The sequence below is a fragment of the Pseudomonas sp. A125 genome, assembly GCF_055409485.1.
In genome coordinates this window covers 333,376-341,833 of the sequence record NZ_JBUZVP010000004.1, presented here as the reverse complement: position 1 = coordinate 341,833, position 8,458 = coordinate 333,376, and the positions used below count along the sequence as shown (strand labels likewise).

The 8,458-nt window shown below is 62.1% G+C and carries 8 protein-coding genes; all 8 read right to left on the bottom strand.

From position 1 onward, the window contains the following. Positions 1-198: 198 nt before the first annotated feature. A complete protein-coding gene (locus ACZRN6_RS08295; protein WP_464007671.1) occupies positions 199-825 on the bottom strand; it encodes a class I SAM-dependent methyltransferase in 627 nt (208 codons plus the stop codon). Between the two features lie 39 nt (positions 826-864). After that, positions 865-1,509: a methionine ABC transporter permease gene (locus tag ACZRN6_RS08290; RefSeq protein ID WP_003211840.1), complete on the bottom strand. Its 645-nt coding sequence runs from the start codon at positions 1,507-1,509 to the stop codon at positions 865-867. Continuing rightward, positions 1,499-2,617, bottom strand: coding sequence for a methionine ABC transporter ATP-binding protein (locus ACZRN6_RS08285; RefSeq protein ID WP_464007670.1), 1,119 nt, complete (start codon positions 2,615-2,617; stop codon positions 1,499-1,501). The genes ACZRN6_RS08290 and ACZRN6_RS08285 overlap by 11 nt, the downstream gene beginning before the upstream one ends. A gap of 2 nt (positions 2,618-2,619) precedes the next feature. Continuing rightward, positions 2,620-3,429, bottom strand: a complete 810-nt coding sequence (locus ACZRN6_RS08280; protein ID WP_322142755.1) for a MetQ/NlpA family ABC transporter substrate-binding protein — start codon at positions 3,427-3,429, stop codon at positions 2,620-2,622. Positions 3,430-3,572: 143 nt separating this feature from the next. Further along, entirely contained in the window at positions 3,573-4,925 is a 1,353-nt protein-coding gene (locus ACZRN6_RS08275) for an LLM class flavin-dependent oxidoreductase (RefSeq protein ID WP_464007669.1), read from the bottom strand. After that, on the bottom strand, positions 4,925-6,118 hold the full coding sequence (locus ACZRN6_RS08270; protein ID WP_322142757.1) for an SfnB family sulfur acquisition oxidoreductase: 1,194 nt from the start codon (positions 6,116-6,118) through the stop codon (positions 4,925-4,927). The genes ACZRN6_RS08275 and ACZRN6_RS08270 overlap by 1 nt, the downstream gene beginning before the upstream one ends. Positions 6,119-6,159: 41 nt before the next feature. Further along, entirely contained in the window at positions 6,160-7,401 is a 1,242-nt protein-coding gene (locus ACZRN6_RS08265; RefSeq protein WP_464007668.1) for an SfnB family sulfur acquisition oxidoreductase, read from the bottom strand. 184 nt (positions 7,402-7,585) lie between these two features. Beyond that, on the bottom strand, positions 7,586-8,371 hold the full coding sequence (locus ACZRN6_RS08260; protein WP_464007667.1) for a hypothetical protein: 786 nt from the start codon (positions 8,369-8,371) through the stop codon (positions 7,586-7,588). Positions 8,372-8,458: the final 87 nt, after the last annotated feature.

Here is an 8,458-nt window from a genome sequence, read left to right as displayed (position 1 = left end):
CCTGGTTTTTACCCCGAGGGACCGACCTTCAACCAGCTCGACGGTATTAGTTTCCGATGAATCACCGACGATTTATTCCGTAGCAGCTGTCGAGCCCTGGCGAGGCTGCGTTGGCCGCGCTGCCGAGTTTGAGCCAGGCACGGTGACCGAGGTGCGCTTGACGCAGCCTCGCCAGGGCTCGACAGCTGCTACGGGGGGTTAGGTTTTTCGCCACGCACTCGCCAGCCACGGCTGCTGTTCCCGAGGCAATCCCGCCGGCCGGTAGTAATGCTCCAACTCCACAAACCCCGCCGCCGTCAGCAGTTCCTGCCACGCCTGCAAGTCGTGATACGAGCCATACCGCGGCCCGTTCCAACCCTCCTGGTTTTCACCCCGAGGGTTTGAGCTGAACAACACCCCACCGACCTTCAACGCCCCATGCAATTGCCCAAGAATGCGTGGCAATTCCTGCTTGGGAATATGAAACAGTACTGCATTGGCGAAGATCCCGTCGAAACGTGCGGCGGGCAAATCGAGCTTCAGGAAGTCCTGTTGCAGCACTTCACAGCCGCTGTCTTCCCGGGCCATCTGCGCGAACCGCTGGGAACCATCGAGCCCCACCGCGATATGCCCCATGCGGGTAAACGTCTGCAAATCCCGGCCCGGCCCGCAGCCGAAATCCAGCACGGTAAACGGCGCATCACCCTGGATATGCCGTAACAGCGCATCAATGTTCTGGCTCACATCGTGGTCACGGGTACCTTCACGAAAGTCTTCGGCCACTTTGTTGTAATGGCCGAGGGTGGTGGAGGTGATCTGGTCGAGGTCGTCGGGGGCGAGTTTCATGGCGGGTAATACCGGGCGCTGAGATGGCTCGACTATACCTCACCTCTTGTTCAGGACCCTGGCCAACCGATCGCCGCCCAACTGAATCACCGCCACCAGGATCACCAGCAGCACAATCACCGTGAGCATGATCTGCGTATCAAAGCGCTGGTAGCCATAGCGATAGGCAATGTCTCCCAGCCCACCGGCGCCAATCGCCCCGGCCATGGCCGAGGAGTTGATCATGGTCACGAGGGTGATCGTGAAGCCCCCGACAATCCCCGGCAGCGCCTCCGGCAACAGCACATGCCAGACGATATGCCAGCGCCGGCAACCCATGGCCTGCGCCGCTTCGATCAAGCCGTGGTCGACCTCACGCAAGCTCACCTCGGCGATCCGCGCGAAGAACGGCGTAGCCGCAATGGTCAACGGCACCACCGCTGCCCACACGCCATAGGTGGTGCCGACGATCAGCCGGGTGAACGGAATCAGCGCGACCATCAAAATCAAAAACGGAATCGAGCGAAACAGGTTAACGAATGCCCCCAGCACCCGATTCAAGGCGGGCGCCTGATAGATGCCGCCCTTGTCGCTGGTCACCAGGAACACCGCCAGCGGAATCCCCACCAGCAACGCGATCAGCGACGACACCCCGACCATCAACAGCGTGTCGATGGCTCCCTGCAATAAACGATCAAACCACATAGCCCAGCACCTCTACCTGTTGTGCCCAGCGCCCGGCGCGGGTACGCAGTTCTTCGGCGGTCAGGGCCGAGCCGCTCACCGCCAGCAGCAATTGCCCCAGCGCGTGGCCCTGGATGCGTTCCACGCCGCCTTGCAACAAGCGCACGCGCCCGCCGAGGGCGCTGAACAAGGCGGCCAAATCCGGCTCGTCTTCGGCACTGCCGGTCAATTGCAAACGCAGCACCACGGCGGCGTCCCTGGATGCCGGGTTGGCGTGCAAGCGGCTTTGCAATTCTTCGGGCAGGCCATGTTGCAATGGGGCCAACAGGGTTTTGCTGACCTCGTGCTGCGGGTTGCCAAACACTTCCCACACCGGGCCTTGCTCGACCACGTGGCCGTGTTCCAGCACCACCACGCGGTCGCAGATTTCGCGAATCACCGCCATTTCATGGGTGATCAATACGATGGTCAGGCCCAGGCGCTTGTTGATCTCGCGCAGCAGGCCGAGGATCGATTGGGTGGTTTCGGGATCAAGCGCCGAGGTGGCTTCATCGCACAATAGAATTTGCGGGTCATGCACCAGGGACCGGGCAATGCCCACCCGCTGTTTCTGCCCGCCCGACAACTGCGCCGGGTAAGCCTTGTGCTTGTCCTGCAAACCCACCAACTCCAACAGCTCGCGCACCTTTTTCTCGCGCTTCTCCCTGGGCACACCCGCGACTCTCAGCGGCAGTTCGACGTTCTGCCACACGGTCTTGGCGGACATCAGGTTGAAGTGCTGAAAGATCATGCCGATGCGCCGGCGCAGCGCGACCAGGCGGTCTTCGTCGAAGTCGCCGATGTCGACCTGGTCGATCAAGACCCGGCCGCTGCTTGGTTGTTCCAGGCGGTTGATGGTGCGGATCAGCGACGACTTGCCGGCGCCGCTGCGGCCGATGATGCCGAATACTTCGCCGCGCTGGATCGTCAGGTCAATGCCTTGCAGCGCGGGCACGGCCTGGCCTTCATAGGTCTTGCCCAGGTTGATAAAACGCACATGGGCATGGTTCAGCGCCGGATGCAGCTCGGTCTGCTGCGCGTCCAGGTGCGGTGGTTGCGACTCGCGTCGTTGTGCTGTGGCGGCGCTCATGATCAGCCTTCCCAGCCGACTTGGTAGAGCTTGCCAAGGGATTTATCCAGAGCCGCGCGTACGACCGGCGAGTGCTGGTAGATGTCGATGAACTTGATCAGGCGCGGGTCGGTTTTGCTTTTCGGCTGGATCACGAACTGGATCACGTATTCCTTGTGGTCGATGCCGTCGAACAGCAACGCCGACTCGGGATCGAAGGTCTTGGACAGGCGGATATACGCCGGGTAGCCCTGCACCAGGTCGGCGTCGTCATAGGCGCGTACCAGTTGCACGGCTTCCACTTGCAGGATCTTGATCTTTTTCGGGTTGGTCACGATGTCTTCTTCGGTGGCCTTGTAGCCCACGCCTGGCTTGAGAGTGATCAAGCCCGCCTTGGCCAGCAGTTGCAGGCCGCGACCGCTATTGATCGGGTCGTTGGCAATGGCGACCGTGGCGCCTTGAGGCAGGTCGTTGAAGTTTTTGTACTTCTTCGAATACAGGCCGACGTTGTTGATGATGCCCGGGGCGAACGGCACCAGGTCAAACCCGGCGGCAGCCTTGGCATTTTCCAGGAACGGGATGTGCTGGAAGTAGTTCACGTCGATATCGCCAGCCGCCAGGCTGACATTGGGTGCGATCCAGTCGGTGAACTCGATCAGTTCGACTTTCAAGCCCTGTTTACCGGCTTCTTCGACGGCGGCTTCCAGGGGAATCGCGAACGCGGCGGTGGTGCCGACTTTCAAGGGGGCATCGGCGGCGAACACCGCCGAGCTGAACAGTCCGAGGGCGAGCGCCAGTGCTTTGACTGGGTGGCTGAGTAATGTTTTTTTCATAAAGGATTTCCAGTCATAAGAAATTTGTGTGAGCAACTCGGCCAACCGTAGGAGCCGGCTTGCCGGCGATTGCGGTGTGTCAGTTGAAGAAGATTTCGCTGACCCACCGCGATCGCCGGCAAGCCAGCTCCTACAGTTCGGGGTCAGTGGCGGTAGGTGGAACCGGTGTGTTGTTCAGGTAGGTGCGCTGTACCGTGGAACACTTTTTCCCGCAGCGTCCCGGCCTCATACGCGGTCTTGTACGAGCCACGGCGCTGCAGCTCGGGTATTACCAGCTCGATAAAGTCGACGTAGCTTTCCGGGGTGACGATGCGCGTCAGGTTGAAGCCGTCCAGGCCGGTTTCGCTGATCCAAGACTCAAGTTCATCCGCCACCTGTGCCGGCGAACCCACCAGGGTGATGTAGCGCCCGCCCAGGGCGTGTTGCTCAAGCAATTTGCGCCGGGTCCAGTCGTTGTTTTGCAGGTTCTTGGTCGCAGACTGGATGGCGTTGCTCTTGACGTACTGGATCGGTTCATCGATTTCGTACTGTGAAAAATCAATCGCCGTGGACGCCGAGAAATGCGCCACGCCGGCTTCCGCACTGGCGTAGCTCAGGTACTCGGCGTGCTTGGCCCACGCAGCCTCTTCAGTGGTGCCGACAATCACGTTCAGCCCCATGAACACCTTGATGTCATCCGGGTTGCGCCCGGCTTCCACGGCGCTGGCACGTACCTTGTCCACCTGGATTTTGGTCGAGGCCTTGCTCTGCCCGCTGATGAACACGCACTCGGCATGGCGCCCGGCAAACAGCAAGCCACGGTCCGAGCTGCCCGCCTGGAACAGCACCGGTGTGCGTTGTGGCGACGGCTCGCACAGGTGATAACCCTCCACCTGATAGAACTCGCCCTTGTGCTCGACCTTGTGCACTTTCTCCGGCTGGGCATACACCCGCGCCTGCGGATCGTTGACCACCGCGTCGTTTTCCCAGCTGCCTTCCCAGAGTTTGTAGAGCACTTGCAGGTATTCGTCGGCCTGGTCGTAGCGCCGGTCATGCTCGACTTGCTCAGTCAGGCCCATGGCCTTGGCGGCGCTGTCGAGGTAGCCGGTGACGATGTTCCAGCCCACCCGGCCACGGCTCAGGTGATCCAGCGTGGACATGCGCCGGGCGAACAGATACGGCGGCTCGTAGGTAAGGTTGGCGGTGAGCCCGAAGCCGAGGTTTCTGGTCACGGCGGCCATGGCCGAAACCAGCAGCAACGGGTCGTTGACCGGCAGCTGGATCGCCTCTTTTAGCGGCACGTCGACCGAGTTCTGGTAGACGTCGTACACCCCGACGATGTCGGCGATGAACAGCCCATCGAACAGCCCGCGTTCCAGCAACTGCGCAAGCTCGGTCCAGTATTCGATGGTTTTGTATTGGGTCGAATTGTCCCGTGGATGGGTCCACAGGCCGTGGTTGATATGCCCGATGCAGTTCATGTTGAAGGCGTTGAGCAGGATCTTTTTCTTAGCCATCAGATCGTCCCCCGCAGTGGCGGGTTTTCATCGTTGAGGTAGTAGTTGCCCACAGCAAAGTACTTCCAGCGCACCGGGTCGTGCAGGGTATGCACCCGGGCGTTGCGCCAGTGGCGGTCCAGGCCGTGTTCGGCGAGAGTCGCCTGGCTGCCGGCAAGCTCGAACAGGGTGCTGCCGGCGGCCAGGGAAATCTCGGTGCTCAAGGCGCGCACTTCGGCGACTGCGATGGACGCGGCCGCGACGGTGTCGGCGTTGCTGTCGGCCTGGGCGCGGTCGAGGAATTCACCGGAGCGTTCCAGCAACGCCTCAGTGGCGTGCAGGCGGATGCTCAGGTGGCCGAAGCTTTTCAGGGTCAGCGGGTCTTCGGTGGCCTTATCGCTGGTAGCGTCGATCCATGGCCGGGTTTTGGTACGCACAAAATGCAGGGCATCCTCGTAGGCCGCACGGGCGATGCCGGTGTCGATGGCGGCGTGAAGGATCTGCGCCAGCGGGCCAACTGTAGTCGGGCGTTCGAAGGCGCTCTGGAACGGGATCACATCCTGCGCCGCGACCCACACGTTATCGAATACCACTGAGCCGCTGCCGGTGGTGCGCTGGCCAAAGCCGCTCCAGTCGTCGATCACCGTCAGGCCCTGGCTGTCACGGGTGACAAAGGCCAGCTGTTGCACGCCGTGTTCATCGACCACGGAGGTGGGAATACGTTGGGCGTAGATCGCGCCGGTCGAATAGAACTTGCGGCCGGTGATACGGAAACCGTCGCCGTCGCGGGTAATTTTCGTGATGCGGTCGTGGGCCGTCTTGGTGCCCAGCTCTGCCAGCGCATTGCCGAAGCGCTGGCCGGCGAGCACTTCGGCGTACAGGCGTTTTTGCTGCGCCGGGCTGCCGTTCACCCGCAGCACTTCGAGGGCATAAAAATGGTTCTGCGGGATCTGCCCCAGGGACGCATCCGCCTGGGCAATCAGGGCCGTGACCTTGGCCAGGGTGACGTTGGAGACGCCGGCGCCGCCGAACTCCCTGGGTACGCTGATGCCCCACAGGCCGGAGCGGGAAAACACCTCCAGCTCGGGCAAAGGCAGGCGGCGTTCGCGGTCGCGCAGGGCGCTGTCGCGGCGCAAGTCTTCGGCCAGGTCGCTGGCGACAATAAGGGCTTGTTCATCGCTGGTGATAACCGCGACGTGGTGAGAATGGGTCATGTGTATTCTCCAGAAGCTTGTGGAAAAAGTGTTCTGGTCGGTTAAATCCAGGAATGCCGGGCAGGCAAAGTGCCGTTCAGGTGATAGGCGCCCACCGCGTGATACTTCCAGCGCACCGGGTCGTGCAGGGTGTGCACCCGGGCGTTGCGCCAGTGGCGGTCGAGGTTGAATTCGGCGAGGGTGGCGCGGCTGCCGGCCAGTTCGAACAGCTTTTCGCTGGCGAGCAGGGAAATTTCGGTGGTCAGCACCTTGGCTTCGGCCACGGCAATCGAGGCGCGTGCGGCGGACTGCGCGGTGATCGGCGCGGCGCTGACCTGGTCCAGCACCTGGCCGGCCTTGCGCAGCAGGGCTTCGGCAGCGTGCAGTTCGATTTTCAGCTTGCCGATATCGGCGATCACATACAGGTCATCACTGGCCCGCTCGACCTTGGCGTCGATCCATGGCCGCGAGCGTTCGCGCACAAAACTGATGGTGTCGTCGATTGCGCCACGGGCGATGCCGGCATCGATGGCGGCCTGGATCAGTTGCGAAACCGCGCCCTGAATGCCTGGCGATTCGCCCAGCCTCCAGGTCTCCACCACCAGTTCGGCGTCTACCGCCACCTGATCGAGGAGCACCGTGCCGCTGGCCGTGGTGCGTTGGCCAAAACCGGACCAGTCATCGACGATGCGCAGCCCTTCGGTGCCACGGCGCACGAACGCCATGACGACTTTGCCGTCATCGTTCAGCGCCTTGACCGCCACCCAGTGGGCGAACAGCGCGCCAGTGGAGTAGAACTTCTGGCCACTGATGACGTAGCCGTCACCTTCGGCGGTGATGCGTGCCTTGAGGTCCAGGGTGTTTTTGGTGCCGCGCTCCGGGCCACCGTTACCGATACGCCAGCCGTCCAGCACGCTCTGGAATAGCTGCTTTTTCTGGCGCTCGCTGGCCGCACCTTGCAGCACATGCAGGATGCCGAAATGGTTCTGCGGGATTTGCCCCAGCGCCGGGTCGGCGGCGCTGATGATCGCGAACACTTCGGCCAGGGTCACGAAAGACACTTGCGGGCCGCCGTACTCGCGGGGAATGGAAATACTGCCCAGGCCGCTGCGCGTGAAGTGCTCGATTTCAGCCCAGGGCAGCTTGCGTTGCTGATCGCGCCTGGCCGCTTGCAGGCGCGCAGCCTGGGCAAGCGTATGAGCCGCGCTCAGGGCCTCGGCGTCGTTGCGCAGCACCTTGGCGGGCAACAACAGCGGGGCGACGTCCAGATCACTCTGGGGGGGTGTTTGTGCCAAGTTAGACATCAGCGCCGCTCCTTGGCTGCACGCAATGCCCTGGCGTTACGCACCGGGGTAATTTTGACCATACCTACCTCACATCCGTTGAAAAGATAAAAAAATCAGGAATGTCCGGTGGTCCGGTGCATATACCCTAAGCGTGTTAAATTTTTAAATAAACTAACTTTTAGGAATATGCATAGAAGGTCTGTCACCCGGGCTCACACGGCGAACCGGCCCGACGGGGCTGGTAGGCCAGCCGGGCCTTGGTGGGGCTGCTCGGGGCCAGTGGCGCCAGCGCGGCGATGCGCAGGATGCGGGCTGGCGCCCAGCGTGAATTGTTGCCGACCCGGTCGAGAATGCAGTAGGTCACTTCGAGGCGATGGTCATCCCCGGCCTCGACAATGATTGCCGACGGCACCCACACCTGCACCGCCTTGCCGACATCGCCGGCCTGGATTTTCGGCAGGTCCAGGCGCACGTCGCCCCAGCGCAAGGTGATCTCGTCGTCAATCGTCATGTTCAGGTAGGGCTCGATGCTCAGGGGCACGCCACGGCGAATCTGGCTGCTGTTGACGCCGTGGCGGCGGATGGTCTCGGGCAGGCTTACGGGCGCCAGATTCTGGTTTTCATCAAGGCTCAGTGTCGGGGGCATGCCACCGGGGTGGTCGGTCTTGACTTGCACCCGGGTGATGGCCGAACGCGCCGGGCCGTGGCCGACCTGCATGACCCGGTAATGCAGCCGCGCGGGGCCGTTTTGCACAAAACTTTCCGGCACCCGCAGGCGGGTGAACGTGCCGATTTTGCCGGCGGTGATGCGTCGGGAGGCGGCAAAGCAGTTGTTCCAGAACAGCTCGATCAGGTCGCCCTCGTCCATGCCGCAGTAAGGTGCGATATCGACCTGCAGGTTAGTCGCGGCGAGGGCATTGATGCCTTCTCGGTGGCCCTGGGGCAGGGCCGGGGCAGTGAGCAGCGCCTGGGTGGAAATACGCTTCATAAATAATCTCCTTGGTGCAGCCAGCAGCAATCGTTCCGGACATCAGGCGCGGGCAGGCGGCGTAGTCCGAAAGCAACGATTTAATGA